Origin of the sequence: Paraburkholderia sp. SEWSISQ10-3 4 (genome assembly GCF_030464785.1) — a bacterium.
Lineage (GTDB): Bacteria > Pseudomonadota > Gammaproteobacteria > Burkholderiales > Burkholderiaceae > Paraburkholderia > Paraburkholderia aspalathi.
The window spans coordinates 203,351-229,806 of record NZ_JALPRI010000006.1 but is presented as its reverse complement, the minus strand read 5'-3'; the positions used below and the strand labels follow the sequence as shown (position 1 = coordinate 229,806).

Genomic DNA, 26,456 nt, shown 5'->3' with positions numbered 1-26,456 from the left:
TCGTAGCTGGACAGAATCAGAAGTGCTTGGTGACGCCGGCGTAGACGGCGAAATGCGGGCCGTACTGCGGTGCGCCGACACCGATACCCGACCCGTCGCGCAACTCATAGACGCGGTTGAATGCGTTAATCACGACGAGGCGCGCATCGAATTTGCCGATGAGCGGTTGATTAAAGTGCTGTATCACCCCGAGATTGACTTGCGCGTAGAGCGGCAGTCGATCCGTGTTCGCAAAGCCGCTGCGCAAACCGCTTCCGACGAGTCCGTCGAACGTGAAGGTCGTTCTGCCGAGATCGTATGTCCCGCCGAACGACGCGGTGATGCGTTGGTCGTGATCCAGATAGACCCAGTGATTGTTGATATAGGCGAGTTCCGCCGGATCGAAATTGAACTGCGCGGAATCGATCTGCGTGCCCTGCGCGCGGCTCCACGCGAGATTCATGTACGCGGATACGTTGTCCTGTTTGTAGTTGGCCGTGAACTCGACCCCATACACACGCCCCTCCCTGTAGTTGAATGGCGTGAAGATAAGCGCGGAGCCGAACTGTCCTTCATCGAGCAGGTTCGCCGACTTCTTGTAGTAAGCGTCGAGCCCGACCGTCACGTTCGATCCAAGACGCTGCGTCACACCGAGATCGAAATAATGGCTGCGCTCCGGTTGCACCTGATCGTTCTGGTTCGATGGACTCTGGTTGGTCGTGCCATTGAAGCGGCTGATGGTCGAGCCGGACACCAGTTCGAACGCGGGCGGCGTGAAATAGCGCGCGTAACCGGCATGGAGCGTCGTGGCCGGCGTCAGCGCATAGACGAGACCGATGCGTGGACTAAGCTGGCTTGCGCTGACATATTCGTCCATCTTGTCGTAGCGCAGACCATAGTTCAGCGTGAGCTTGTCCGTGATCTTCCACTCGTCCTGTACGTAGGCGCTGTACAGATAACCGGTCTTGCTGCTGGAGTCCTGAATATTGAAGGGCTGATCGGAAAGCTGGTTGCCGTTGCTGTCCGTCGCGAATACGTTGACGCTGTCGTTGAACACGGCATGTTCTTGCTGGAAGAAGATACCCGCCCGCACCGTATGCTTATCGTTCAACCGCCAGGTCGTGTCTACCTGTGCGCCATTGGCCGAGTTGCTGTGAAAATCCTGCGACGCCACGCCGTTAAACAGGAGATCGCCGACCGGATCGGGATTGAATTGCGTCCGCGTGTAGCGAGTGAACAGGGCAACCTGATAGTCGAGTGCGCCACCATTGGTGCCCTGGAGGGCCACCACCGCGAAGTTGTTCAACTCCGATTGCGTTTCGTTCAGTTGGCTCGAATCGAACGTGTTGCTGCCGTTGAGTGTGAAGTTGGTCGGCAAGCCGGGTGTGTTGGGAATCTCGAACTGGTTGCTCGTCGTGCCGAACATCACGCTCACGCGGGTGAGCGGGTTGATGATGTACGACATGTAACCGAACGCGTCGCCTTGACGGGTGTGATCGTGAATCGCGTTGGCACTCGCAGTGGGATTCTCGATCCCGAGGTTGTTCATGCCGAGCGAACCGCTGAAGTAGTAGCTGAACGGCCCTTCACTGCCGAATACATCCGCGCTGGTCTTGATCGTCTGATGGCTGCCGCCGAACACGTCGATGGACCCGCCGTTGCCGGCATCGCCTGTCTTCGTGCGGATGTCCACCACGCCGGCCGTGCGGTAGCCGTATTGCGCCGGTAACGCGCCGGTGAGCAGGTTCACCTGGTCGATGATGCGAGTGTCGAGTGCCTGGCCGAAACCGCTGATTGGCTCGGGAATGATGATGCCGTTGATGCGGTACTGCAGATTCGCGTGATCACCGCGCACGTGCAGTTGTCCGTACGAGTCGCTCGCCACGCCGGGCGCCTGGAGCAACACCTGGTTCAACGGCGTGTCTTGCCCCGCGGGCAGCGCATTGATATCGGCCTGGCTGAAACGGTACACGCTGCTGCCGGTTTCCGGCAGTAGTCCGTTGCGGGCTCGATCGAGACGCTTTGCGTTCACCTGAACGTCGAGCGTGTCGCTTTGAGCGAGTTTGACGCTTACTGCGCTTTCTGCACCTGCTGTCGTGGTCGTCACGCTGCTGCCGCTCGCAAATCCCGGTGCCGTAACCACGATCGCGTAAGTGCCCGGCGTCACATGGCCGATCGCAAAACGGCCGTCCGCATCCGTCTTTGCCTCATTGACCGCGGCGCCGCTTGCGTTCTGAACGCTCACGGTCGCGTTCCGGACGGGCTTGCCTACTGCGTCGGTGACGGCGCCTGTTACCGAACCTTCGTCGGGCGCGGCATGGGCGTGAGCGGCGATAGCGAACAGCAGCAGGGCTGCATGGGAGACACGCGTGCGGTTTTTCATCGTTATTTATTCAGGGTGAGCACTGGGTGGATGTGTTTTCTGTCTTGCCGCCGTTTTTCCAGGACCAAATACGGATGACCAGGCGTGCGCCGACCGGTCCCGATCAAGCGGGCACCTTGTCGTCATTCGTCACGAGGAATGTTATATCATTACATCGCAAAACAAAAATGACAACCCAATGGAGGGCACGGCGAGCGATTGGGGAAAGCGAGGAGGGGCGTTTTACGCGTGAGGGGCGGCTCGGATTCGGACCGCCGCAATCGTTCGGCGCGAGGGGAGGGACGCTCGCGCGCGGCGATTTCGACGAACAGTTTGCCTGTCGCCGCCGATGACCCGCGTGCCGCGAAGTCATCTGCGAGCGTTCAGGCGTTCACATCAACCGGCCTGCGGACTCAATGTGCAAAGCCGTTGCTCTTGATATGTGCAGACAGTTTCGCGATATCCAGACTGCCCCATCCGGTCGGATAGTCCCAACCGGTTCCCGCCTTGTAACCATAGCCGCCGTAGCCGTTGTTACCCGATTTCACGTCGTGCACCAGCGAAGGCGTCGAGCTAATGGCGCTGTAAAAGCTGGCTGCGGGGAAGCCCAGGCTGTTCGAATTCGCGGTCTGCAAACGTGCCCACAGTCCGACGAAGATCGGCGAAGCGAGGCTCGTCCCGCCAATCTGCTGCAGCTGACCGTAGTTGTAAATCAGTGCACCGGTGCTCTGCGCCGCGTCGAAGGAGATGTCGGGCAGCAGGCGCTGGCTCGGCGTGCCGCTCACCGCCGATTGCCACGACGGCTTCGCCTCGTACACGCTGTAGCCGCCGCCGGTCGCCCAGAGCTTGCCGTTGCTGTCGAGCCCTTCATTCCAGACGGTTTCGCTCGAGTAGGCGCCTGCTGACGTCGTGTAAAGTGTCGTGCCGCCGACGGCGATCACATTCGGCGACGAGGCCGGCCACGATACCGAATAGGTGCTGCCGTCCGGGTAGCCGCGGTTGTTGCACTCGTACACGCCCTCATCGCCGGACGACACCGAGAAGGTTTGCCCTTGTGCAGCCGCCGTCGAGAAGATGCGGTCTTCGGCCTGCAGCGTGCCGTCCGCGTTGGCATCGGCTTCACACCAGCCGAGCGACACGTTGATCACCTTCGCGACGTTATCGGACACCGCCTGATTGAACGCCTGCGTGAGGCCGGTGTTGCCGGACGCGCTTTGATCGGCCATATAAAACAGTAGTTGCTGCACGGCGCCGCCTGCGGAACCGACAATCGACTGGCTGTCGAGGTCCCATTCACCCTGGCCGTCCTGATCGTCGCTGTAGTCGCCATTCGACGACCCGGTCTGGATCGTCTGTGTGTTGACGGGCGCGAGACCGTTCGCGCTGGTGAACTGCTGGAGATCCTGCAGCGTCTGCGAGACGCCGCCGATCGTGATGATGCCGACCGTCGTGTTCGCCGCGGTGGGCGCGCTGCTGGCGTCGTAGATCGTCGGGAATTCGGTCGGATTGTGACCCTTGGCCGTACCGGCGGCCAGCGTCTTCGCGGCGGAACGCTCGCCGACCTTCAGCATCGGATGGGCTCGCGCGACGTTCTGCAAGCCGAGCACCGAACCGACTATTTCGCCGAGATCCTGCGGCACTTGTGCCGGCGCCGTGTTCGCGTAGCCGGCCTTGCCGTTCAACTGGTAGCGAACCAGCGGCGTATTGAAGGCCGCTTTGACTGCACCGGCGCTGCCGTCGGCGGAAATCAGCAGACGGTTCGGCGCGACGTGAATGTTAACGAAGCCGTTCTTCCGCAAATGCGCGACGACGGCCTGCACTTGCGCTTCGGTCGGCGCGTACTGCGAGAGGAATTGCTGACGCTTGAGGAATTTGCCGAACTGCGCGTTGCCCGGCTGGTTGACTGCCTGCGCGAATTGCTTCAGTTGCGCCTCATCGCGAAGCTTGAGACTGACCACGACATGTGCGGTCTCGCCGGCGGCGAGTTCGAGCAGCGGCGTCGCACTGCGCGCCTCGACCTGGGAGGGCGTCACAAACGCCTTCGTGTCGGTGGGCGCCCACAGCGTGGACGCAGGTGATGCGCCGAACGCGGCGAACGAAGCAATAGCGAGAGGCAAAGCAACGACCGCGTAACGGTTTAGACAAAGGACCGTCTGTTTTGCGGCTGACGACTTCATGTGACCTCCTGAGATAACAGCGCAACGAGACGCCGAATCTTCCGGTGGCTGTTTCCGGTCGAGTCAAATAAATAGGAATTTCGTCTGGAAGCGCTGTTCTGAACGGTTAATAGGGGCACTCAGTTAAATCCGTGAGCGCCGCCAAATTACCGTTCATTACAGATTATCGGTACCTATCAGAATAGATAGTTGAGAGGGAGGGGAAGTCGCGACTGAACGAGGGTGGTTGCTTGAAAATATTATTATTATCAGTCGGTTATGGAGCCGTTGATTGTTCGACAAACCTAAGTGCATGGCGCACTGCAATGGAGGCAGGACTCTAATTGATTTAATGACGCTGCCGCGTAGTCATTAATTACAAAATCATTTCTTTATGCTAATTCGATAATGATGCGTCGGGATTTGAGTAATTTTCAATTAAAAGGCATGTCTGTTAAATTGGAATTAATTGGGCTGTATCGTCAAAGGGAAATCAAAAAGCGATGCGGCCTGTGACCGGGTTGTTAGAACGGACGGACGCCTCATAAGGCCACCGTCCGCTCGCCCCCGGCATAGGCATTCGACAGCCAGCCAGTCATTCGTTGAATCCCAAACCACTTCCAGAAGCGCATCGTCAGCGGTTAGCTGCCGAAGTACGGCGAGCAGAAGCTTACGGGGCCGACACACGCCGGCATCGCCGCGCCTGCTGAACGAGCGGGCGTGCTGGACGAACGTTGGCCTGCCGCCGTCGAACCCGACATCGCCGGACCTTCGCCACTCGTGTTCATTTTCAGACGTGCGGCCTGCTGCGCGAAGATCGGGCTAATCTCGGGATACGACGTATCGGTCACGAGGTTCGAGCCGTTAGCTTCTGCCTGAACCAGTTCCTGACGCACTTCCGCGCGGGTCTTTTCCTGCGCCGATGCCTGGGTGACTGCGCCGGCCGACGCAAGGAGGATCATCGAAAGGGTCACTGCAAGATTGAGCTTCATTTGGATGCCTAATTAAGGTTGGTTGAATCTAACGATCTATGTGATTGAGAACTACGTCTTTACCTGTCCACCAATGTGATCTACGTACTGCTGAAGCTGCGCAGAAGCGTTTCTGCTTTCGCTCGTAGACCGTCTGTTTGCTGCCGTCCACATAAGGGCAAACACATCGCCGGGCGGCTTATTCCAGATTTTTTCTGCAGCCCCGGTGGAATGGTACAAAACTTACATTTGCCTGAAGGCGCAGACGAAACCCTGTACGCCACCGTACCGACTTCCCCCTCCTACGCGAGCACCGTCGTTACAAGCCCTCTGCTTTTCTCCGTCACCGCGGATCGAAACAGTTTCGTGTGACAAGGCTTCCCTGACCGATTTGTGCGCCATCCCCATTTCGCCCGGAGCGGCCAACCGCTTGATCGAACCGATCACGCGGAATGCCATGTCACGCCCGGCGCAGCAGGGGCGCCGCCACGAGCGCAACACATCTATCAAGCACGCACGAAAGCGTGCAAGGGACACAAAATGTCAACCAGCGATTCGATTCTGGAGGAGCCGCAAGCCTTCCTTCCTCACGCCAGCGTGGCGGCTTACGCCGCGATCTCCGGCATGGATGCCTACCGCGCGTTGGTCGCCGAAGCTGAGCGCGATTACACAGGATTCTGGGCGCGTCTCGCGCGCGAAACGCTCGAGTGGAAAAAGCCGTTTTCTACGGTTCTCGATGAATCGCGCGCGCCGTTCTATGAATGGTTCAACGACGGCACCCTCAATGCGTCCTACAACTGCCTCGACCGTCACGTCGAAGCCGGCAACGGTGAGCATGTTGCGGTGATCTTCGAAGCCGACGACGGCACCGTCACGCACGTCACCTACCAGCAATTGCTCGAACGAGTGAGCCGCTTTGCCAACGCTTTGCGAACGCGCGGCGTGAAGAAAGGCGACCGCGTCGTGATCTACATGCCGATGTCGATTGAAGGCATCGTGGCAATGCAGGCGTGCGCTCGCATTGGCGCGACGCATTCCGTCGTGTTCGGCGGCTTTTCGTCGAAGTCGCTCAATGAACGGATCGTCAACGTGGGCGCGATCGCGCTGGTGACCTGCGATGAACAGATGCGCGGCGGCAAGGCGCTGCCGTTGAAGAGTATCGCGGACGAGGCCCTTGCGCTGGGCGGCTGCGAAGCGGTGAAAAGCGTTATCGTCTATCGGCGCACGGGCGGCAAGGTTGCGTGGCACGAAGGGCGCGACCTGTGGATGCACGAGCTCACAGAAGCCGCAGCCGACACGTGCGAGCCCGAATGGGTCGGCGCGGAACATCCGCTCTTTATTCTGTATACGTCTGGTTCGACGGGGGTGCCCAAAGGTGTGCAGCACAGCACGGGCGGCTTCCTGATGTGGGCCGCGCAGACCATGAAGTGGACCTTCGATGCGAAGCGCAGCGACGTATTCTGGTGTACCGCCGACATCGGCTGGATCACTGGCCATAGCTACATCGCGTACGGCCCGACAGCGATCGGCGCGACCCAGGTCGTGTTCGAAGGCGTGCCCACCTATCCGAACGCCGGCCGTTTCTGGGAGATGATCGCGAAACACCGCGTCACGGTGTTCTACACCGCGCCGACCGCGATCCGTTCGCTCATCAAGCTTGCCGAGTCCGATCCCAAAGTTCATCCGGACCGTTACGACCTGTCAACATTGCGTTTGCTCGGCACAGTCGGCGAGCCGATCAACCCGGCCGCGTGGACGTGGTTCTACGAACACGTCGGCCATAGCCATTGCCCTGTCATCGATACCTGGTGGCAAACGGAAACGGGTGGCCACATGATCGCGCCGATGCCGGGCGCGACGCCACTGGTGCCGGGTTCGTGCACGCTGCCGCTGCCTGGCATCATGGCCGCGGTCGTCGACGAAACCGGGCAGGATGTGCCGAACGGGCAGGGCGGCATTCTCGTCGTCAAACGGCCATGGCCGTCGATGCTGCGCGGCGTCTGGGGCGATCCGGAGCGCTATAAGAAGAGTTACTTCCCCGAAGAACTCGGCGGCAAGCTGTACCTCGCCGGCGATGGCGCGGTGCGTGACGAGGACACCGGCTACTTCACGATTACCGGCCGTATCGACGATGTGCTCAACGTGTCAGGCCACCGGCTCGGCACGATGGAGATCGAGTCGGCGCTCGTCGCGAACCCGCTGGTGGCGGAAGCCGCGGTCGTCGGCCGTCCCGACGAGACGACCGGCGAAGTCGTCGTCGCGTTCGTGGTGTTGAAGGGCGAGCGGCCGACCGGTGACCAGGCGATCAGAATCGCGACCGAACTGCGCAACTGGGTCGGCAAGGAGATCGGGCCGATCGCGAAGCCCAAAGAAATCCGCTTCGGCGAGAATCTGCCGAAAACGCGCTCGGGCAAGATCATGCGCCGCTTGCTGCGCTCGCTGGCGGCCGGCGAAGAAATTACCCAGGACGTATCCACGCTGGAAAATCCGGCGATTCTCGATCAGCTCGGGTGATGGTTCGCGAAGGTCGCGAGATTGCCGGAACGCTTTTTATCTTCAGGAGCAGGCCATGGCCAGCGCACCGATTCGAACCACGCTTGCGAACCCCGCGCCACTGGGTCTCGCCGGTTTTGCATTGACAACGTGGCTGCTCAGCATGATCAACGCCGGCTGGTTTTCGGGCGAGTCGATGGGCCTCGTGCTCGCTTGCGCGCTCGCTTACGGCGGGACCGCGCAGGCCATTGCCGGGATGATGGAGTTGCCGCGCGGCAATACCTTCGGCGCGACGGCCTTTCTAAGTTATGGCGCGTTCTGGTGGTCGTTTGCACTGTTCGTGCTTTTTTTACACGACAAGGTGCCGCCCGCGTTCGTCGGTTGGTATCTGTTTCTTTGGGGCGTCTTCACGTTTTATATGTGGCTGGCGACCTTTCGCTCGCCTCGCGCGCTGCAGTTCATCTTTCTGGCGCTCTGGATCACCTTCGGCCTGTTGGCTGGAGGAGAGTGGACGGGTTCAGGCCTGGTGCGGATGGCGGGCGGCTATATGGGACTCATCACCGCGGCGTTGGCGTTCTATCTGTCCGCAGCCGACGTGATCAACGAGGTGCACGGGCGAGTGGTTCTGCCGGTCGGCGATCCACGGGTGCTTAGCCGGCATGCTGTGGCGCTCTGATAGACCAGTTGGGCGGCGCGCGCAAACCGCGAGCGTCGAACACGCACCACGTTGCGTTGAGCAGGCACGAGGCAAAACTTTATGAACCTGTCGGGAAGAGTGGACGGCGATGGCTGGACGGTCACGGCTTGTGCACGCGAAAGCGGCACTGAATTTGGCTGTCTGATCGGTACGAGCGTTGCCGCGCCGGATGGTGTGGTCGTGCGTGAATTCACGCACGACCGAAACTTCAGCACGCCGCAGGAGGCCGTGCTGGACGGCCTGAAGCAGGGCATGTCGTGGGTGGATCTGACGACCTCGAATACGATTTGCGCTGCCTGAGCGCGCCGTATTTCCCACCCTCGACGCGACGTCGAGCGCCCCGGCTCTCTAGTGCGGCGGCATCTCATACATCACAGCGGCAACGTCGGTATGCCCCGGTTTGGCCGACTCCACGTGCGTGGTTTGCGCCTGGCGACTCGGTATCAGCAATACCGGACAGCACGCACTGCGCACCACGCGTTCGGCGACGCTGCCGAGAAACAGACGCTTGAAGCCGCGCCGGCCGTGCGTGCCGAGCACCAGCAGGTCCGCATTGAATTCGTTGGCCGTGATGCGGATGCGCTCCGAAATATCCTCGCCTATCGGCTCGACGTCGACCATCCGCGGCGTGCCGGCCACGTTTTCGTGTTTCATGCGCGCCAGTGCGTCTGCCAGCAGCCGTTTGCCTTCTTCCACGAACGCGTCATGCAGGATCGTCGGATCGTAGCCGGAGGCGTCGTACGCCATCAGCGGATTGTCGACGACATAGAGCGGCTGCAGTTGCGCGCCGCTCTCGCTCGCGAGTTGCAAAGCGGCGTTGAATGCATGCTCGGACGTGTCGCTGCCGTCGATCGCTACCAGAATGTGTTTATACATATCAGCCTCGAAGAGATTGTTCAAAGAGTTGCCGTGTCAACTTAAACGGCTCTCAGATCGGGTAGCAGGCGGTCGAATTCCCGCCTCACCACGCCGTAGCATTCGCACACGCGTTCCTCCAGACCCGACCGGTCGACCACTTCGATATGGCCATAGCTGTAACGGATCAAGCCCGCGTCCTGCAGCTTCATGGCCGCTTCGGTGACACCGGACCGGCGTACGCCGAGCATGTTGGCAATCAACTCCTGGGTCATCTTGAGTTCGTTCGACGGCAAGCGGTCGATACTCAACAGCAACCAGCGGCACAGTTGCTGATCGATCGTATGATGCCGGTTGCAGACGGCCGTTTGCGCCATCTGCGTGATGAGCGCCTGCGTGTAACGCAGCAGCAAGCGTTGCACCGGGCCGGCACGATGAAACTCTTCTTTCAGAATGCGCGCGTCGAGCCGGTATGCCTTTCCGGCGCTTTGCACGACCGCGCGGCTAGGCGTTGTTTCGCCGCCCATGAAGAGCGCGATACCGATCAACCCCTCATTGCCGACAATTGCGATCTCAGCCGACGAGCCGTCTTCCATCACATAGAGCAGCGAGACGATCGCGGTGGTGGGGAAGTAGACATAGTCGAGCCGGTCACCCGATTCGTAGACGACCTCCCCGAGCGGCATATCGAGCGCGATGAGATGCGGTGCGATGCGTTCCCACTCTGCTTTCGGCAGCACGGAAAGCAGATGGTTATCTTTCGGTTGATGTGTGGTCAACATGAACCACCCCACAGTGTCCTGCCGAAAAACGACCTCGTATTCGCAGAACTGACTTGAAAAGTTTTCAGGTCCTCCTGACGGGGCGGTTGCGAAATCGACTGGAAAGCGGTTTGGAAATCGCCGGTGCATACAGGGCCAGCAACCATTCTGGCACGCTTCGTGGTGCGCGTCTGTACGGTGGCGTTCACGTCTTGAGCGCATGGCTCATGCAACCCAGCTGACAGCCATCGCGATGACCGTAATCGCCATCACACCGGTAGCAATCCAGCCGAGGACGCGCAGCACCAGCGGCAACGTGAAGCGCGACATGATGCCGGTTCGCATCGACAGATGCATCATGACGATCATGACCGGCACGGCGACCACCCCATTGAGCACTGCGCTCCAGAAGAGCGCCTTGACCGGGTCTATCGAGGTGAAATTCAAGCCGACGCCGATCGCTGTCGCCGCGGCGATCACGCCGTAAAACGCCTTCGCCTGCAGCGGCAGACGGGCCAGACCGACCCGCCATGCGAACAGTTCGCCCACTGCGTAGGCACCCGAGCCGGCCAGTACCGGCAGCGTCAACAAACCGGTGCCGATAATGCCTGCCGCGAAAATGGCAAACGTGAACGGTCCCGCGACCGCTCGCAGCGCTTCCGCTGCCTGAGCCGACGTCTGGATATCGTTGAGCCCGTGAGCATGCAAGGTCGCTGCTGTGGTCACGACGATAAAGAACGCGATGGTATTCGACAGCGCCATGCCGAGATAGGTGTCGATGCGGATTCGCGTGAATTCGGCAGGGGCTTCCCACGGTGCGTGAGTGAGCGGATGGGCGCCGGGCCGTTCCAGTTCGTCTTCGACTTCCTGTTCGGCCTGCCAGAAAAACAGGTAAGGGCTGATCGTGGTACCCATGACAGCGACGATGGCCACGATGTAATCCGGCTTGGCCGAGAGCGGCGGCCAGATCACCGCCCAGCCCACCTGGGTCCATGGCACTTTGACGACGAACGCGCAGATCACATAGCTGAAGAGCGACAGGCACAGCCATTTGAGTATCGACACATAGCGCGAGTAACGCGTAAAAACTTCGAGCGCTACCGAGAGAAGGCCGAAACCGCAGACATAGAGCAGCGCGGGGCCCGAGATCAACAGCTTGAGCGCCGCGCCCATCGCGCCGAGGTCCGCGCCCAGATTGATGATGTTCGCAATCAGCAGCAGACTGACGACGCTGGTGGAAAGCCAGCGCGGATAGTGCCGCCGCAAATTGCCGGCGATGCCGCAACCGGTCACGCGCCCGATGCGCGCACTGATTTCCTGGATCGCGGCCATCAGCGGGTAGCTGAACAGCAGGGTCCACGCGAGGCCATAGCCGAATTGCGCGCCGACCTGCGAATAGGTGGCGATGCCGCTCGGGTCGTCGTCGGAGGCGCCGGTGATAAGGCCGGGCCCCATCACCTGAAGCAGTTTCGGGCGAGTCGGCTGCTTGACCGGATCGCGGGTTAGCGTATCCATGGCCGGGAGCTCCTGGTGGCGGGCGCGACCGCCACCACCTGTCGGATGGTTGCGGGGCCGCCGGTTCGGTCGTTACCACGCCTTCATGCGCAGTGCGGCCGGCGTGACACGGGCCGCCAGCGCGCTTCTTTTGCTGATGTGCGGCGTGTCTATCCGAGGGTGCGCCGGTTTGCCGATGCAGTCGGTACGGTGTCGTACCACGCTACCCGGCTGCCTACTCTGCATGTGCCCGGTGAAGCTAGCCCTAACGAAAAATCTCGGCGATGAGGTTGGCCACCGTGCGGATCCGCTCGCTATCGCGTAGAGCGGGATGCAGCACCATCCACACATCCTGGTCGAGCGCCTTGATATGTTTCTCGATGCAGACGAGATCGCTCGTGGTGTCGCCCGCGAGTTGGGCAAGCACGCCGAGCCCGGAGCCGCCCAGCACGCCGTCGAATACGCCCATGCCATAGCTGCTTCGAAGCGAAGGCGCAGGCGCGCCGGGCAGGGTTTTCAGCCATTGCGTGGCCGGGTGATCGGGTTGCCGGTCGTCATAACCAACGAACGACAGCTTGTCCCACTCCTTCCGGGTAATTGCTGCCTTGTGGCGCAGATAGTAGTCGCGCGAACCGAACAGCCCGAAGCGGATCCGGCCGATGCGCCGGACATACAGATCGCCCTCGTCAGGGCATTCGGACCACAGCGCGATGTCAGCTTCGCGGCGGGCAAGGCTATACGGCCGCCGCGACGTCAGCACCTCGATAGCCAAGCCGGGCAGCCGGTCCTGGAACGACCCGAGCAATTTAAGCAAAATGTAAGATGGCCATTCGACGGCGTTGATCCGCACCGTGCCGTGAGTCGCTGCGCCGCCCGTCACGTCCGCGGCACGCTCGATCTGGTGGGCCAGATCCTCCATCTGCTCGGCCCAGGCCAGCACGCGCGCGCCGAATGCCGTCACCGTACAGCCCGACGGAACCCGGTCGATAAGCGGCTCGCCCAGCCGCCGTTCAAGCTCGGTCAGGCGGCGTGACAGGGTGGGCGGACTCAGATCGCATGCCGTCGCGGCGGCTCGCATCGTGCCGCCGCGGGCGATCGCCACCAGAATCCGCAGGTCGTCCCAGTCAACGTGTTCCATTTTTGAAACGCTCGATTTTGAAATTAGGCATAGCATAACGTGGATCGCGAGGATAGCATTGGACCTGGCCATACTCGTCCCAGCATCTGGCAAAGAAACCCGAGGGCTTCATTGGCAACTGGCGGCAAGTGTGGTGAACCTGCCCATCACACGACTCAACGGCTATCAGTCACTACGTAGACCGAACGAGCGATACGGAGACATCAATGATTCGTCATTTCCAACCGGCGCGGCGTCGCGCTATCGTAGCCAGCGCAGCTTTCTTCGCAGTGTCGATTCTGCCGGGCGCAGCGTTCGCTCAGGCCGCCCACAAGCCGAAAGTCGCACTGGTGATGAAGTCGTTGGCGAACGAGTTTTTCCTGACCATGGAAACCGGCGCGAAAGACTATCAGAAGCAGAACCCCACGAAATTCGATCTCGTCACGAACGGCATCAAGGACGAGACCGATACGGGTAATCAGATTCGCATCGTCGAACAGATGATCGTGTCGAAGGTCGACGCACTCGTGATCGCACCAGCCGATTCCAAGGCGCTGGTGCCGGTTCTGAAGAAAGCGGTCGATGCCGGCATCATCGTGGTCAATATCGACAACAAGCTGGACCCGGACGTGCTCAAGTCGAAAGACCTGAACATCCCGTTCGTCGGCCCGGATAACGCCAAGGGCGCGCAGAAGGTAGGCGACTACCTGGCCAAGCGCCTGAAGTCGGGCGACAACGTCGCCATTATCGAAGGCGTCTCGACTACCACCAACGCGCAGCAACGCACGGCCGGCTTCAAGCAGGCCATGGCGACGGGCGGCATGAAGGTCGTCTCGCTGCAATCGGGTGAGTGGGAAATCGACAAGGGCAACGCCGTCGCGAGCCAGATTCTCAATGCGAACCCGGACGTCAAGGCGCTGCTGTGCGGTAACGACAACATGGCGATCGGCGCGGTATCGGCCGTGCGTGCAGCGGGCAAGGCGGGCAAGGTGCAGGTGGTGGGCTATGACGACATCAACGCGATCAAGCCGATGCTCGCCGACGGCCGCGTTCTTGCCACTGCCAATCAGTACGCTGCCAGACAGGCCGTGTTCGGTATCGATACGGCTTTGAAGGCAATCGCTGAACACAAGAAGCAGTCGGAATTGTCGGGCGTCGTCGAAACGCCTGTCGATCTGGTCACCAAGTAAGATTGGGGCAACACGTGGCCCGCGTCGTTTGCGGGCCACCCCCGCCTGATCTTTGTCTGGCTTTATCAATCTGATGTCCACTCCCAACCTATCCCTTGCCGTTGCGCCGCCCGTGCTGACTGTGCAGGGCATCGGCAAGACCTACGCCGGGCCGGTGCTCGCCGATATCTCGCTGGATCTGTACGCGGGCGAGGTGCTGGCGCTGACCGGCGAAAACGGCGCGGGCAAGAGCACCTTGTCCAAGATCGTCGGCGGCCTCGTTACGCCGACCACCGGTTCAATGACGCTTGGCGGCGCAGCTTATACGCCGGGCAGCCGCAAGGACGCCGAGGCGCTCGGCGTGCGCATGGTCATGCAGGAGTTGAACCTGCTGCCGACCCTTTCGGTGGCGGAGAACCTGTTCCTGAATCGTTTGCCGCAGCGCGGCATGTTCGGCTGGATCGATCGCGCCAAACTGCGCGAGGACGCCCGGCATGCCATGGCGCAAGTCGGGCTCGACGCGATCGACCCTGACACGCTGGTGGGCACGCTGGGCATTGGCCATCAACAGATGGTCGAGATCGCGCGCAATCTGATCGGCGATTGCCGCGTGCTGATCCTCGACGAACCCACGGCGATGCTGACCGCCCGCGAGGTGGACCTGCTGTTCGAGCAGGTCGAACGGCTCAAGGCGCGCGGCGTCGCGCTGGTGTACATCTCGCACAGACTGGAAGAATTGAAGCGGATCGCGCGGCGCGCTGCCGTCTTGCGCGACGGGCGGCTCGTGCATGTCGACGAGATGGCGAACCTCTCGGCCGACCGCCTGGTCACGCTGATGGTTGGGCGTGATATCGGCGAGCGGATCGATCTGGGCGAGCGGCGCATTGGCGACGTGGCGTTCAAGGTAGCGGGCATGACCCGCGAGCCGGTTGTGCGCGATGTGTCCTTCGAAGTCAAAGCCGGCGAGATTTTTGGCATCAGTGGTTTGATCGGCGCGGGTCGCACGGAATTGATGCGGCTCGTCTACGGGGCCGATCGCGCGGATGCCGGTACGGTGCAGATCGCACACGGCGGTGGCCCGCTGCAGCCCGTGACGGTGTCTTCGCCGTCAGATGCCGTGAAGCACGGCATCGCGCTGATTACGGAGGACCGCAAAGGCGAGGGCCTCCTGCTGACGCAACCCATTGCCGCCAATATCTCGCTCGGCCATTTGCGTTCGGTGTCAAAGAACGGTGTGGTGGACGCGCGTCGTGAGGCGGCGCTGGCGCGCAAACAGATCGACGCCATGAGCATCCGCAGTTCGGGGCCGTCGCAGCCAGTGTCGGAACTCTCCGGCGGCAACCAGCAGAAGGTGGTGATCGGCCGCTGGCTCGCGCGCGATTGCACGGTGTTGCTGTTCGACGAGCCCACACGTGGCATCGACGTCGGGGCGAAGTTCGATATCTACGCCCTGATGGGCGCGCTTGCACGGGAAGGCCGCGCGTTGGTGGTGGTGTCGAGCGATCTGCGCGAATTGATGTCGATTTGCGACCGGATCGGCGTGATGTCGGCAGGACGGATGACGGGCATGTTCGAGCGCGGAAGCTGGACCCAGGACGCGCTGCTCGCAGCGGCGTTCGCGGGCTATACGAAACGCGACGCGCTGCTGCACGACCCGATCGAACCCGACGCGAAAGCGCCCGACTCAGCGGCGCCCGATCAAAAATCTGTGGAGTATTGAAGCATGACTGCACCAACCAGCCTGCCTTCCGTGCAGAACGAACCGCCCAAGGACGCGAAGCCGATCGGCACGCGCCTTGGATTCTCGAACTATATTGGCCTGCTCGGCGCGTTGCTCGGGATGATCATCCTGTTCTCGCTGCTGAGCTCGCACTTCCTCAGCTACGACACGTTCAGCACGATCGCGAACCAGATTCCCGATCTGGTGGTGATGTCGGTCGGCATGACCTTTGTGCTTATCATCGCCGGGATCGACCTGTCGGTCGGCTCCGTGCTGGCGCTCGGCGCGGCGCTCACGAGCGTGGCGGCCTTGCAGTGGCACTGGCCGGCGCTGCCTGCCGCCTTGCTCGGCATGGCGGGGGCAGCCTTGACGGGCTGCGTGACCGGCGCGATTACCGTGGCCTGGCGGATTCCGTCGTTCATCGTGTCGCTCGGCGTGCTCGAGGCGGCCCGCGGTCTCGCGTACCAGATGACCAACTCCCGCACGGCCTATATCGGCGATGCGTTCGATTTCCTGTCCAACCCGATCGCGTTCGGCATTTCTCCCGCGTTCCTGATCGCCATCGTCGTGATGGTCGTCGCGCAGTTGGTGCTGACCCGCACGGTGTTCGGGCGCTATCTGGTCGGCATCGGCACGAACGAGGAAGCGGTGCGCCTCGCGGGCGTCAACCCACGTCCGTACAAGATTGCTGTGTTCGCGATGATGGGCTTGCTGGCCGGCCTCGCGTCCCTGTTCCAGATTTCGCGGCTCGAGGCTGCCGACCCGAATGCCGGCGCGGGCATCGAACTGCAGGTGATCGCGGCCGTCGTGATCGGCGGAACGAGCTTGATGGGCGGACGCGGCTCGGTGATCAGCACCTTCTTTGGCGTGTTGATCATCTCGGTGCTGGCCGCGGGTCTTGCCCAGATCGGGGCGACCGAGCCGACCAAACGCATTATCACGGGGGCCGTGATTGTCGTGGCCGTCGTGCTGGATACGTATCGAAGCCGACGTCGCGCTGCATAAATATTGACCCATTAATGACCGTCAGCGACCTTTCGTGAACGGTCAGCAGGAGAGTGAACGTGTCGAAAGAAGTGAAGCCGGGCCGCGTGCTCGTGGTGGGCAGCATCAATACCGACCTCGTCGCCCGTGCACCGCATTTGCCGCGGCCCGGTGAGACGATCAGCGGACAGGAGTTCTCGCAGGTTGCCGGCGGCAAGGGTGGCAACCAGGCCGTGGCGGCCGCCCGCATCGGCGCGCGCGTGGCGATGGTTGGCCGCGTGGGGAAGGATGCGAACGGCGCACAGCGGGTCAAGGATCTGGAAGCTGAAGGAATCGATTGCGCGGGTGTCGAGGTCGATGCCGTGCAGCCCACCGGCGTCGCCATGGTCACAGTCTCGGACGACGGCCAGAACACGATCGTGGTGGTCGCGGGCAGTAACGGTGAGTTCACGCCTGAAGGCGTCGCGCGCCACGAAGCGGCGATCAAAGCCAGCGACGTCGTGGTCTGCCAATTGGAAACGCCCTGGGATTCCGTCCACGCAACGCTCGCGCTCGCCCGGCGCCTCGGCAAGATCACCGTGCTGAACCCGGCGCCGGCAATCGGCCCGCTGCCTGCAGAATGGCTGCCGCTCGTCGACTACCTCGTGCCGAACGAAGTCGAAGCCGCGATACTCGCCGGCCTGCCGGTCGAATCGCAAAGCGGTGCGAGAAGGGCGGCGCTGGAGCTGCAACGCGGCGGCGCCCGCAACGTGATCGTCACGCTCGGTGCGCAGGGCGCTTACCTGTTGCCGGAAGGTGGCGAAGGCATGCATTTTCCCGCGCCGCAGGTGAGGGCGGTCGATACGACCGCGGCCGGCGACACCTTTATCGGTGTCTTTGCCGCGCAACTCGCCGCCCGGCAGCCGCTGGAAGGCGCAATCAGCCTCGCGCAACGCGCGGCGTCGATTTCGGTCACGCGCGCTGGTGCACAGCCATCGATCCCGACTCGCGCGGAAGTCGAAAGCGCAGCCTGAAACGGACGCCTGTTGTGACATGAGGCAGTCCGGCCTGTAACTCTGGGTAGCTTGACGTTGAATGACCGGCACCATCTCCGGATGGTGTTCCCCCTGGTTTGATCGCGATCTCTACTGGAATAAAAGGACTAAACATGAAATCACAATGCATAGGCATCCTGATGATAACGTCGCTGCTCGCCGCATGCGGAGGCAACGTGACGACCACCGATCCGCTCGCCAACGCGCCGAAGATCATCATCGATTCGGACTTCAACACGATGGGCGACGACGGTCAGTTGTTCGCCATGACCACACAGTTGATGGGGCAGGGCAAGGTCAACCTGCTCGGGCTGACCGTCGTGACCGGCAACGACTGGTTGCTGCAGGAAGAAGCGGATGCGCTGAAGGCGGTGGAGCGCATGGGCGTGCAGAACGTAGTGGGCGTCTACGGGGGCGCTGACTATCCATTGCAATACGATGTGGCGAGCATTCGTGCACAGCAGGCCGCCAACCCGCAAGGCTACTTCGGCGCATGGATGCGGACGGAACCGACCCAGCAGTCCCAGCTTGTGGCGCCGCCGGACGGCTTCGCGGTGTCGACGAAACTGCAGACGCAAAGCGCTGCAGACTTCATGATCCAGACCATCAAGCGCTATCCGAATCAGGTCACGATTCTCGAAGTCGGGCCGCCCACCAATCTCGCCACGGCCATCAAGAAGGCGCCGGAGATCGTGCCGCTGATCAAGCAGATCGTCTACATGGGCGGCGCGATGGCGGTGCCGGGCAATGCAAATGCAGTGGGGGAACTCAACTGGTGGTTTGATCCGCTGGCCGTGCGCACGGTGCTTCAAACGACGATCCCTCAGGCCGTTATTCCGCTCGACGTCACGAATACGGTGCCGCTCACGCAGAGCATCTTCGATCAGATCGTCAACAACCCGAACAAGCAGACCGCGGTGACCAAGGCGTATGGGATCGTCAACGCCGGGTCATTCGGCGACAACACGCATCTGTTCGACACGCTGACGATTGCTTATTTCATGGACCCGACCTACGCCACGCAAACGAAGAGCGCTTACCTCGATATCGACACGACGAGCGGCGAGGATCAGGGACATGTGACGGTCTACCCCGATCAACCTGCAGCGGGCGCGTCACCGAACAAGATCACCTACGTCACGCAGTTCGACAACAATCGTTTCTTCAGCCTCTACGTCGATCTGCTGACGCGGCCTGTGCCGATTACGTTGCCTTGACGAGGAAGGACATACACATGCGCGGCGGATTATTCGCAACGCAGGGCCGAGGTCCCGCTCAGACCCGGCCCGGATCGAGCAGGTTCGAGCTGAAATCGCAGCACTGCGCGGCGAGCCGTGCGATTTCGGCATTCAACGAGTGCGGTTGTTCCGCGCGATGCATCGCGACGTATGAGACAGGCGGCAGCGCCGGTCGCGTCTGAATCATCCCGAGCGCACCGCGTGTGACCATGTGGTTCAGGCACGCCCTCGGCAAATAGCTGATGCCGAGGCCCGAGAGCGTCAGCCCGATCTGCGCGATCAGACTGTTGCTCGCGAGAATGCGTTGCATGCTGACCCCGTGCTCCTGCAGGAAGCGGCTATAGATAAAGCCTGTTCCCGACAGACCGCCCTGCAGGATCAGCGGGTACTGCGCAATCTCGGCGAGCGGAAGGACGTCCTGCTTCGGCGCCAGTGCCGGCGCGCACATCCAGGCATTTTCCACTTCACCGACCTGCGTCATAACGAAGGACTCGGTGCTGTGGATTTGCGGCACGACGATGATGTCGATCGTGTCGTCCGCAAGCCGGTCGCGCAGCGTTGCATTCAAATCCACCTCGGCTTCGACCACGACCTTGGGATACGCCGCCTGGATCGCGCCGATCAGCCGGGGCAGCCACGTCAAGGCGGTCAGCTCCGTCACGCCAATGCGGACCTGGCGCACCAGCGCTTCTTTTGAGCTGATCCGCTCGACGATCTGGTCGCGCCGTTCGAGCAGTTCTTTCGCGTAGGCGAAGAACTCGGCGCCTTTCTCGGTCAGCCGCGCGCTGCGGTGCGCGCGGTCGAATACCGTCAGGTCGAAGGCGCGCTCGAGTTCCTGAATCCGCTTCGAAACGGCCGACTGCGTGGTGTTCAGGCGGCTCGAAGCGGCCTCGAACGAACCCAGTTGCACAATCCAGTAGAGCGCTTCCATCTGCTTGAACGTCAGCATCACGCCGCCCTTTGCATGAATTAAAGCGATAGTTTCTCATACAAAAAAATCGCTTTTTTTACTTATTTCGGCTGCTTAAGGTTTCTCCATCACCCCGCCCCCCAATCTGGAGAGAGCATGGATACTGTCGTCGAAAGCCCGCCTGTCAACCATATCGAGCGCAAACCGCGTGTCGGACTTGCGTGGCAGATACTGATCGGTCTCGTCATTGGCGTTGCCACGGGACTCGTGTTGAACCACTTTCCGCAAATGCGGGACGCGACCATTTCAGGGCTGCTGCAGCCCGCCGGCGACATCTTCATCAAGCTGATCAAGATGATCGTGGTGCCGATCGTATTCACGAGCATGGTGGTCGGGATCGCCGGTGTCGGAGACGGTAAATCGTTCGGGCGCATCGGCCTGAAGACGCTCGTGTACTTCGAGGTGGTCACGACGATCGCGATCCTCCTCGGGCTGATTCTCGGCAACGTGCTGCAACCTGGTGTCGGCACCGACATGTCGCAGCTCGGCCACGCCGACATTTCCCGCTATCAACAGGCAACGCAGCAGGTGCAGGGTCATCATGGCCTGATGACCCTCGTGCTTGGCGTGATTCCGGACAATATCCTCGCTTCGATGGCCAAAGGCGACTTGCTGCCGGTGATCTTCTTTTCGGTGTTGTTCGGCCTTGGCCTGCAGTCGGTCCCGGAAGAATTCCGCAAGCCGGTGATCGCCATGCTCAAGGGCGTCGCGGAGGCCATGTTCAAGGTGACGAATATGGTGATGCGTTACGCGCCGATTGGCGTATGCGCGCTGATCGCGGTGACCGTGGCGAGCTTCGGCTTCGGTTCATTGCTGCCGTTGCTTAAGCTGGTGGCCGTCACGTATCTGGCGATCGTGCTGTTTGTGCTTGTCGTGCTCGGCATCACCGCCCGGCTGTTCGGCTTTCGTATCTTCACGTTGCTGCGCGTTATCAAGGACGAACTGATCATCGCGTTCTCGACCTGCAGCTCGGCAACCGTGCTGCCGCAACTGATGAAGAAGATGGAGGACTACGGTGTGCCGAAAAGCATCACAACCTTCGTCGTGCCGACCGGCTACACGTTCAATCTCGATGGTGCATCGATCTATCTCGGCATCGGCACGCTGTTCGTCGCGCAGTTGTACGGCATTCATCTTGGCTGGCAGGAACAGATGGTCCTAGTTTTAACGATGGTCGTGACGTCCAAAGGTGCAGCCGGCGTGCCGGGCTTCATGTTCGTGATTCTTCTCGCGACGCTTGCAAGCGCAGGGTTACCGCTCGAAGGGCTCGCGTTCATCGCAGGCGTGGACCGCGTGATGGATATGGGGCGTACCGCGCTGAATGTGGTGGGTAACGCGCTTGCGCCGCTCGTCATCGCCAAATGGGAGCGCCAGTACGACGCGGAGAAGGGCAAAGCGTATGTCGCGTCGCTTGACGCTTGAGCGGACACGGTTCGCGGCACGACATCATTTAGCAGAAAGATCAGGAGCATCCAGATGAGCAGTAATCAAGGCGAGTTCTTTTCCGAGTCGCTGATGCAGGAGATCAAGGCGCGTTTCCACCACGTCGACCACGACATCGACGGGAGCGAGCGACTCTTCTTCGACAACGCAGGTGGCTCGTTCCGCCTCAAGGCGGCCGTCGACGCGTTCGCGCGAATCGATGCGCTGCCCGATTGCCCGGAGCGCATTCACGCACGCGCGCGCCATCTTCAGGACGTTCAGGCGCGCGGCGAGGCGGATATCCGCACGATCCTCAACGCGAAGGACGGCAGCATCTACCCATCGTTGACCGCGTCGGGCGCGATGTTCGACATGGTGCGCGCGATCATGGAAAACGTGCCGGGCACCAACGCCGTCACGACGATCCTCGAGCACCCGTCTTCTTTCGACGCAATGACGTACTACGCGCAACGCACGGGCAAGTCGTTGCGTGTTGCGCCCAGCAATCCGGAGACGGGCGGCGTGGACGTGGATGCGATTCTGTCCTTGATCGACGCGGACACAGCGCTGCTCAGCGTGATGTACGCGTCGAATATTTCCGGCGCCAAGTTCGATATCGCGGCACTCGTCGAGCGGGCCCGAGAGAAGAAGCCCGGACTCTTCATCGTCGTGGATGCGGTCCAGCACGCGCCGCATGGTGTGATCGACCTGCAGAAGACGCCGGTCGACGGCATCAATTTCGCGCCCTACAAGTTTTTTGGCTGCCGCGGCTCCGGCATCTCGTGGCTGTCGCCACGAGTGGCCGCGCTGCCGCATCACCGCCTCGACGCGAAGCAGGAAGGCGTGTGGGAACTCGGCAGTCCGGCGCCCGCGCAGTTTGCGGTCGTGACCGAGATCGTCGAGTACGTGACGTGGATTGGTGGCCAATTCAGCGATGCCGATACGCGCCGTGAGCTTTTCGTGGAAGGGATGAAACGCATCGAGTTGCATGAGCGCGCGCTACTATCCGCGCTGCTCGACGGCCTGGATGGGCGGCGCGGTTTGCGGCGAATAGATGGCGTAGAGGTGTTCTGGGATCATGCCGATCTCACGAAACGTGACCTGATCCTGGGTATCGGCTTCGCGAATCTGAGCCCGACCGATGCAGTGCGCGAGTACGAGAAGCGAGGCGTGATCGTCTACGAGCGGATCGCCTCGAGTCTGTACTCCGGCCGTATGCTGAAGTCGTTCAATCTGGCGGGCGCGGTGCGGATTTCACCGCTGCATTGTCACGCACCCAGCGACGTCGAGCGCTTTCTTTCTATTACAGAAGCGCTGACGACACTGTAAAGCGGCCCCATACGCAGACCCCAATTACGGGGCGCATAGAAAGTATTGCGCCCCTTTACTCCCGCACCTCGCTCGCTACCTCTGCCGCGCGGCGCGTCAACGCTTACCGCCGACGCTTACAGCACTGCAGGTAATCCGTAGAAACACAACCGTAGCCAAACTGTAGCGTCGTTTGTCTAGGATGCCTCCATCGCCCATGTATCGATCAATGGAGGTACCCGATGCTCAGCCACCACGAACTTGCGACCCTCATGCTGCTTGGCGACACGGACAAGCGGCTGGAAGATTTCGACCCGGACGTATTGGCGTTACGCCGTTACGAGTTAGTGGAAATTCGCCAGCGTGACCGGCAAGGTTCGACACTGCAACTGACCCGTCAGGGCCGTGAATTACTGGAGCGTTTGCGCACGGGCGCGCAGCAATGAGCCGATACGGCGCGATCAGAGCTCACCCCGCATGCCGGGCCGTGTGCATCGCGCCGCCGCCGAAACCCGGCCACGAGGGCCAATCCCTTACGAAGTCTCACAGCCCGCCAAACGTTTGCGCTATTTGCACGATTATGTCTGACGATTGAGAAGGTTAAAGATTTGCGTTTTGCATGTCGTTATCCAGTCAAATAAGTCAGGACCATTGCACATACCCGCGCCTCATGAAGACGCGGGATGTGCGAGGCAATAGCTCTACGGGGGATTGAATTTTGAATCAACAACGATCGCCATGGTCGCGCGCAGCGGCTCCGGGCGAAGTCATCTATTCCGAAGGCTTCGCGGGCGACGCCGTCATCTACGTAATCGCAGACGGCAAAGTCGAAATCTCCACCCAATGCGACGAAAAGAAAGTCATTCTCGCCACGCTCGGCAAGGGTGAGTTTTTTGGCGAAGCCTCGTTGTTGCCAGCCGAACCACGAGCGCACACCGCGAAAGCCATCAGCTTCTGTCAATTGACCGTCATCGCGGCAAGCGTGGTGGAAGAGGAGCTCGAACGCGTATCGCCGCTGCTGCGCCATATCGTGCGCACCATGATTCGACGTGTGAGAAAGAAGGACGATGTCCTCGCTACCAACACGCACGCTGATTTTCTGCCAGGGGTTCTCTCCTACGCGCATGTTCTGTCGCTGATGGCGGGTATTGAGAGCGCGGACCGGGTGGATGGGCGCGCGCGCCGCGGCCAGGGGGAGGAGTGCTCGGTGCCGTTGCCCGAAGTCATCAAGAAGTGTCATGCAATTGCCGGTCATTCCCGTCCGCATGTGATGGCGATGCTCAAGCGCATGGAAAAACTCAACCTCGTTACGCTCGAACCAGGCCGCTCCGATCGCGTGAGCACCCTGTCGGCGCGCTATTCGGCGCAGGACGGCGCAGCCGGCCGGCAGCTCGTGACTTTCGATCCCGTGCGGATCACGGAACGGGCCCAGCAGGTGGCGGACCACGATCTCGACGTGTCGATCAACAGCGAACTGGAACTGATCGAACTGGCCGACCTGGAAGCCCTGATCGGTGTCGAGAAGAACCTGATTCTCAACAAGCTCGCGCATGCGGAAATCGCCGAAGACATCTTCGCGTTCCGCAAGACCAAGGTACTGAACTACGTCGAGGAAAAGGGCGTCACGTATTTTTCCCGGCGTACTCCCCGTGGCGCGAGCGAGCTGAAGTCGCTGGCCGATCTGGAGTTTGTCGACCAGCGAACCCTGTTCGAAGCCATCAGCGCTTTCGACACCTATGACCTCGCGAAACTGCTTTCCGCCGTGACCGGCGAGCCGATTTGCGATCGCCTGTTCTCGGTGATGACCGAGGCGCGCAAGAAGGAGGTGTCGTGGGTCATGCGCCGTGAGATCAAGATCGATCCGCTCGAGATCGCCGAGATCGAGGAGCGCTTCATCGAGACCGTGCGCGCGATCAAATCTCCGGCCGCCGCTGCAGCGCCGCTTTCCAATGTGGATGCCTGACGCCTGATGGTCGGACACCGGACGCTTTCAGGTCCGATCCGATCACTGGAGCAGCCGTTCGAGAGGACGTATGGATCTTTTGACGCTATTTGGCGCCCTGTTCGGCGTGACCGCCATCGTGGCCGGATTTTCGCTCGAGGGTGGCCACTTCACCTCGCTGTTTCAACTGGAGGCGTTCGTCATCGTTTTGGGCGGTACCTTCGGCGCGGTGATGATCCAGAACACGTGGGCGAGGTTTTATGACGGCGCGAAGCAACTGCGGCTCGCGTTTGTGAAAGTGCGGCAGGTCGACCGGCAAAGCTTGTCGGTCCTGCTCGAGTGGGGCGATCAGGCGAAGCTGAACGGCATGCTCGTGTTCGAGTCGATCGGGGCGGGCGACATCAATCCGTTTGCCAAACGTGGTCTGGAGCTTCTGGCCAACGGGGTGTCGACTGCCGTGCTTGAAGACGCCCTGCAACGTGAGCTGGATGCCTATGAGCGCAATCACATGGCGGCCGCGCGGATATGGCAGCAGGCCGGCGGCTATGCGCCCACGTTCGGCATTCTGGGGGCGGTGCTCGGCCTGATTCAGGTCACAGGCCATATGCTCGAGCCGGCGCAACTCGGACAAGGTATTGCCGTCGCCTTTGTGGCGACGCTGTACGGCCTCGCGTTGGCGAATCTGGTTTTTCTGCCCTTGTACGGAAAGATCAGGGCGCAGGTGGATAGCGAATTGCGCTTCAGACGTTTGTACCTCGATGGCCTGCTCGCGATTTCACGCAAGGAGTCGCCCCATACGATCGAAACCCGGCTCGCGGGCGACGTCCGGGAGCGATCGGCGGAGTTGCTGGGGTAACTAGGGATCGCCCTGGGATAACTCGGGATAGCCGGCCTCGATCGGTTGGCGCTAGCGCGCGACGCGCCCATTCAAACGCAATTCGGAAGCACACGTTTCGAGCATGACAATCTCCTCGGGTAACAAGCGCCTTGCGGCGGACAAAGCCGGCTATCGGCACGACGATGACGACGGCGATGGCGAGGCGCAATCCGGGCGTTGGTTGATTTCCTACGCGGACCTCATCACCACGTTGATGGTGCTGTTCCTCGCGCTTTACGCGCTGCAGCTGGCGAAGAACCGGGAGCTCGAAGTCAGGATGCTCGAGCGGCGCGAGGTAAAGACGGCGCCGGCCGTTGCCGTGGCCGCCGCACCGGAAGCCGCGAGGCGGCAGCTTCTTTCCTTGCTGGCGCCGCTTCAGGACAACCGGCAGATCACGATTTCGAATGCCTCGCAGGGCGTGGAAATCGCCATCGACGCGAAAATTCTCTTTAACTCGGGCGACGCGCGTTTGTTGCCGGAGTCGTTCGGCGTCCTGGATCAGATCGCAGGGGTGCTGCGCGAGCGCTCAAAGAACAACATCCTTGTCGAGGGGCACACGGACAGCGTGCCGATATCGACCGCGAAGTACGAGTCCAACTGGGAGCTGTCGTCGGCACGCGCCGGCGCCGTGGTTCGATTCTTTGCCGACAAGGGCATTGAGCCTCACAGAATGGCCGCCATTGGCAGGGCGGACAACTTCCCCCTGATCATCGGCGACGCTGCCGCAGCGCGCGCCGCGAACCGCCGCGTCACCATCCTCGTGGCATATTGAGTCGCAAGCAGCGTGAGTACGCTGCGCGTCAACACGGATCTCTCTACGGTCCACATGAATCAAAACCGGCCATTTCTTGCCGCATCTTACTCAGCACTGAACTAAGCCGGACACCGCGTGCTTCGCGAGCATCCA

22 protein-coding genes are annotated in these 26,456 nt (G+C 61.2%); 14 read left to right on the top strand and 8 right to left on the bottom strand.

The window, feature by feature from the left end; translation table 11 throughout:
• Positions 1-16: 16 nt before the first annotated feature.
• The 3 genes from M0D68_RS15950 to M0D68_RS15940 form a co-directional block, all read right to left on the bottom strand.
• Positions 17-2,362 carry a TonB-dependent receptor gene (locus tag M0D68_RS15950; protein ID WP_266224808.1) on the bottom strand — a complete coding sequence of 782 codons (2,346 nt, stop codon included), beginning with the start codon at positions 2,360-2,362 and terminating at the stop codon, positions 17-19.
• A 392-nt stretch (positions 2,363-2,754) separates the two neighbouring features.
• A complete protein-coding gene (locus tag M0D68_RS15945) occupies positions 2,755-4,518 on the bottom strand; it encodes a protease pro-enzyme activation domain-containing protein (protein WP_266224807.1) in 1,764 nt (587 codons plus the stop codon).
• 620 nt (positions 4,519-5,138) lie between these two features.
• Entirely contained in the window at positions 5,139-5,489 is a 351-nt protein-coding gene (locus M0D68_RS15940; protein ID WP_266224806.1) for a DUF4148 domain-containing protein, read from the bottom strand.
• Positions 5,490-6,008: 519 nt separating this feature from the next.
• Here M0D68_RS15940 and acs point away from each other — a divergent pair.
• The 3 genes from acs to M0D68_RS15925 all read left to right on the top strand — a co-directional run bounded on the left by acs (position 6,009) and on the right by M0D68_RS15925 (position 8,958).
• The gene (gene acs, locus M0D68_RS15935) at positions 6,009-7,982 is read left to right on the top strand and encodes an acetate--CoA ligase (protein WP_211706541.1); all 1,974 of its coding nucleotides are present in this window, start codon (positions 6,009-6,011) and stop codon (positions 7,980-7,982) included.
• A 55-nt stretch (positions 7,983-8,037) separates the two neighbouring features.
• Positions 8,038-8,637: an acetate uptake transporter family protein gene (locus tag M0D68_RS15930; protein WP_093645383.1), complete on the top strand. Its 600-nt coding sequence runs from the start codon at positions 8,038-8,040 to the stop codon at positions 8,635-8,637.
• Between the two features lie 81 nt (positions 8,638-8,718).
• Entirely contained in the window at positions 8,719-8,958 is a 240-nt protein-coding gene (locus tag M0D68_RS15925) for a UDP-glucose 4-epimerase (RefSeq protein ID WP_200618302.1), read from the top strand.
• A gap of 48 nt (positions 8,959-9,006) precedes the next feature.
• Here the strand turns inward: M0D68_RS15925 and M0D68_RS15920 are convergent, their stop codons facing one another.
• The 4 genes from M0D68_RS15920 to M0D68_RS15905 all read right to left on the bottom strand — a co-directional run bounded on the left by M0D68_RS15920 (position 9,007) and on the right by M0D68_RS15905 (position 12,906).
• Positions 9,007-9,534, bottom strand: a complete 528-nt coding sequence (locus tag M0D68_RS15920; RefSeq protein ID WP_211700494.1) for a universal stress protein — start codon at positions 9,532-9,534, stop codon at positions 9,007-9,009.
• Positions 9,535-9,575: 41 nt separating this feature from the next.
• Positions 9,576-10,295: a Crp/Fnr family transcriptional regulator gene (locus M0D68_RS15915; protein WP_093645389.1), complete on the bottom strand. Its 720-nt coding sequence runs from the start codon at positions 10,293-10,295 to the stop codon at positions 9,576-9,578.
• A 204-nt stretch (positions 10,296-10,499) separates the two neighbouring features.
• Complete coding sequence (locus M0D68_RS15910; protein WP_200618304.1) at positions 10,500-11,789, bottom strand: NRAMP family divalent metal transporter; 1,290 nt, start codon at positions 11,787-11,789, stop codon at positions 10,500-10,502.
• Between the two features lie 244 nt (positions 11,790-12,033).
• Positions 12,034-12,906, bottom strand: a complete 873-nt coding sequence (locus M0D68_RS15905) for a LysR family transcriptional regulator (protein ID WP_266224804.1) — start codon at positions 12,904-12,906, stop codon at positions 12,034-12,036.
• 206 nt (positions 12,907-13,112) lie between these two features.
• On the opposite strand from M0D68_RS15905, the gene M0D68_RS15900 reads away from it, so the two are divergent.
• The 5 genes from M0D68_RS15900 (at position 13,113) to M0D68_RS15880 (ending at position 19,009) form a co-directional block, all read left to right on the top strand.
• Positions 13,113-14,075 carry a sugar ABC transporter substrate-binding protein gene (locus tag M0D68_RS15900; protein ID WP_054038992.1) on the top strand — a complete coding sequence of 321 codons (963 nt, stop codon included), beginning with the start codon at positions 13,113-13,115 and terminating at the stop codon, positions 14,073-14,075.
• Between the two features lie 73 nt (positions 14,076-14,148).
• Positions 14,149-15,774: a sugar ABC transporter ATP-binding protein gene (locus M0D68_RS15895; protein WP_200651431.1), complete on the top strand. Its 1,626-nt coding sequence runs from the start codon at positions 14,149-14,151 to the stop codon at positions 15,772-15,774.
• A 3-nt stretch (positions 15,775-15,777) separates the two neighbouring features.
• Entirely contained in the window at positions 15,778-16,779 is a 1,002-nt protein-coding gene (locus M0D68_RS15890) for an ABC transporter permease (protein WP_200658545.1), read from the top strand.
• Positions 16,780-16,838: 59 nt separating this feature from the next.
• Positions 16,839-17,771 carry a ribokinase gene (gene rbsK, locus M0D68_RS15885; RefSeq protein WP_093645395.1) on the top strand — a complete coding sequence of 311 codons (933 nt, stop codon included), beginning with the start codon at positions 16,839-16,841 and terminating at the stop codon, positions 17,769-17,771.
• Positions 17,772-17,905: 134 nt separating this feature from the next.
• Complete coding sequence (locus tag M0D68_RS15880; RefSeq protein WP_266224800.1) at positions 17,906-19,009, top strand: nucleoside hydrolase; 1,104 nt, start codon at positions 17,906-17,908, stop codon at positions 19,007-19,009.
• 58 nt (positions 19,010-19,067) lie between these two features.
• On the opposite strand, the gene M0D68_RS15875 is transcribed toward M0D68_RS15880, so the two are convergent.
• Positions 19,068-19,979 (bottom strand): LysR family transcriptional regulator, encoded by a 912-nt coding sequence (locus M0D68_RS15875; RefSeq protein WP_200618309.1) that lies wholly within the window; start codon positions 19,977-19,979, stop codon positions 19,068-19,070.
• Between the two features lie 117 nt (positions 19,980-20,096).
• On the opposite strand from M0D68_RS15875, the gene gltP reads away from it, so the two are divergent.
• From gltP to M0D68_RS15845, 6 genes are all read left to right on the top strand, one after another.
• Positions 20,097-21,422, top strand: coding sequence for a glutamate/aspartate:proton symporter GltP (gene gltP, locus M0D68_RS15870; RefSeq protein WP_266224798.1), 1,326 nt, complete (start codon positions 20,097-20,099; stop codon positions 21,420-21,422).
• 54 nt (positions 21,423-21,476) lie between these two features.
• On the top strand, positions 21,477-22,751 hold the full coding sequence (locus M0D68_RS15865; protein ID WP_266224796.1) for an aminotransferase class V-fold PLP-dependent enzyme: 1,275 nt from the start codon (positions 21,477-21,479) through the stop codon (positions 22,749-22,751).
• A 221-nt stretch (positions 22,752-22,972) separates the two neighbouring features.
• Positions 22,973-23,176: a hypothetical protein gene (locus M0D68_RS15860; protein WP_093645406.1), complete on the top strand. Its 204-nt coding sequence runs from the start codon at positions 22,973-22,975 to the stop codon at positions 23,174-23,176.
• 272 nt (positions 23,177-23,448) lie between these two features.
• Positions 23,449-24,693: a Crp/Fnr family transcriptional regulator gene (locus tag M0D68_RS15855; protein WP_256456680.1), complete on the top strand. Its 1,245-nt coding sequence runs from the start codon at positions 23,449-23,451 to the stop codon at positions 24,691-24,693.
• Positions 24,694-24,763: 70 nt separating this feature from the next.
• Entirely contained in the window at positions 24,764-25,528 is a 765-nt protein-coding gene (locus M0D68_RS15850) for a flagellar motor protein (RefSeq protein ID WP_266224795.1), read from the top strand.
• A 103-nt stretch (positions 25,529-25,631) separates the two neighbouring features.
• Positions 25,632-26,321 (top strand): OmpA family protein, encoded by a 690-nt coding sequence (locus M0D68_RS15845; protein ID WP_266224794.1) that lies wholly within the window; start codon positions 25,632-25,634, stop codon positions 26,319-26,321.
• Positions 26,322-26,456 lie beyond the last annotated feature (135 nt).

What these genes read in the sequence shown, in the direction of transcription:
- M0D68_RS15950 (WP_266224808.1), bottom strand. Translation starts at nt 2,362, where the DNA reads ATGAAAAACCGCACGCGTGTCTCCCATGCAGCCCTGCTGCTGTTCGCT.
- M0D68_RS15945 (WP_266224807.1), bottom strand. Translation starts at nt 4,518, where the DNA reads ATGAAGTCGTCAGCCGCAAAACAGACGGTCCTTTGTCTAAACCGTTAC.
- M0D68_RS15940 (WP_266224806.1), bottom strand. Translation starts at nt 5,489, where the DNA reads ATGAAGCTCAATCTTGCAGTGACCCTTTCGATGATCCTCCTTGCGTCG.
- acs (WP_211706541.1), top strand. Translation starts at nt 6,009, where the DNA reads ATGTCAACCAGCGATTCGATTCTGGAGGAGCCGCAAGCCTTCCTTCCT.
- M0D68_RS15930 (WP_093645383.1), top strand. Translation starts at nt 8,038, where the DNA reads ATGGCCAGCGCACCGATTCGAACCACGCTTGCGAACCCCGCGCCACTG.
- M0D68_RS15925 (WP_200618302.1), top strand. Translation starts at nt 8,719, where the DNA reads ATGAACCTGTCGGGAAGAGTGGACGGCGATGGCTGGACGGTCACGGCT.
- M0D68_RS15920 (WP_211700494.1), bottom strand. Translation starts at nt 9,534, where the DNA reads ATGTATAAACACATTCTGGTAGCGATCGACGGCAGCGACACGTCCGAG.
- M0D68_RS15915 (WP_093645389.1), bottom strand. Translation starts at nt 10,295, where the DNA reads ATGTTGACCACACATCAACCGAAAGATAACCATCTGCTTTCCGTGCTG.
- M0D68_RS15910 (WP_200618304.1), bottom strand. Translation starts at nt 11,789, where the DNA reads ATGGATACGCTAACCCGCGATCCGGTCAAGCAGCCGACTCGCCCGAAA.
- M0D68_RS15905 (WP_266224804.1), bottom strand. Translation starts at nt 12,906, where the DNA reads ATGGAACACGTTGACTGGGACGACCTGCGGATTCTGGTGGCGATCGCC.
- M0D68_RS15900 (WP_054038992.1), top strand. Translation starts at nt 13,113, where the DNA reads ATGATTCGTCATTTCCAACCGGCGCGGCGTCGCGCTATCGTAGCCAGC.
- M0D68_RS15895 (WP_200651431.1), top strand. Translation starts at nt 14,149, where the DNA reads ATGTCCACTCCCAACCTATCCCTTGCCGTTGCGCCGCCCGTGCTGACT.
- M0D68_RS15890 (WP_200658545.1), top strand. Translation starts at nt 15,778, where the DNA reads ATGACTGCACCAACCAGCCTGCCTTCCGTGCAGAACGAACCGCCCAAG.
- M0D68_RS15880 (WP_266224800.1), top strand. Translation starts at nt 17,906, where the DNA reads ATGAAATCACAATGCATAGGCATCCTGATGATAACGTCGCTGCTCGCC.
- M0D68_RS15875 (WP_200618309.1), bottom strand. Translation starts at nt 19,979, where the DNA reads ATGCTGACGTTCAAGCAGATGGAAGCGCTCTACTGGATTGTGCAACTG.
- gltP (WP_266224798.1), top strand. Translation starts at nt 20,097, where the DNA reads ATGGATACTGTCGTCGAAAGCCCGCCTGTCAACCATATCGAGCGCAAA.
- M0D68_RS15865 (WP_266224796.1), top strand. Translation starts at nt 21,477, where the DNA reads ATGAGCAGTAATCAAGGCGAGTTCTTTTCCGAGTCGCTGATGCAGGAG.
- M0D68_RS15860 (WP_093645406.1), top strand. Translation starts at nt 22,973, where the DNA reads ATGCTCAGCCACCACGAACTTGCGACCCTCATGCTGCTTGGCGACACG.
- M0D68_RS15850 (WP_266224795.1), top strand. Translation starts at nt 24,764, where the DNA reads ATGGATCTTTTGACGCTATTTGGCGCCCTGTTCGGCGTGACCGCCATC.
- M0D68_RS15845 (WP_266224794.1), top strand. Translation starts at nt 25,632, where the DNA reads ATGACAATCTCCTCGGGTAACAAGCGCCTTGCGGCGGACAAAGCCGGC.